General features: G+C 31.7%; 1 protein-coding gene. It reads left to right on the top strand.

Going from position 1 to position 416, the window contains the following annotated elements; genetic code table 11:
- Positions 1-309: PD-(D/E)XK nuclease family protein (locus J7R10_RS09025; protein ID WP_208436504.1), on the top strand; the 309-nt coding region annotated here is incomplete at its 5' end.
- Positions 310-416 lie beyond the last annotated feature (107 nt).

The following is a 416-nucleotide window of genomic DNA, read 5'->3' as shown; positions in this document are numbered from 1 at the left end:
CGTGCCGAAGTTTCCTTAATGGGCATTGTAAAAATTCATGGAAAAGAACAAGTAGTTTCCGGCCAAATTGACCGTTTATATATCACACAAAATAGCATTATCTTTGCTGATTTTAAAACAGGTGTACCACCAGAAAACGAAGCTGCTATTGCCCCACACTATTTGTTGCAAATGGCTCTTTACCGAAAATTGCTACAAGCTATTCATCCCAATAAAAATATCCAAGCCCTTCTTATCTACAGTAAAGAAGTAAAAATTTTTAAACTTCCTCCAGAAAAACTCGATGCACTTCTTGATGAAATTGCTTGATAAACCAAGAAACTTCTTTTTACAAAGAACCTTATAATTTATTTTTACAATAACTTGATATGAATTTTTGTTGTAACAATCTATAGAAATGAATATAAAGGATAAAT

This window comes from Bartonella vinsonii subsp. berkhoffii ATCC 51672 (assembly GCF_902825225.1).
GTDB classification, from domain to species: domain Bacteria; phylum Pseudomonadota; class Alphaproteobacteria; order Rhizobiales; family Rhizobiaceae; genus Bartonella; species Bartonella berkhoffii.
This window is presented reverse-complemented; position numbering and strand designations above follow the sequence as displayed.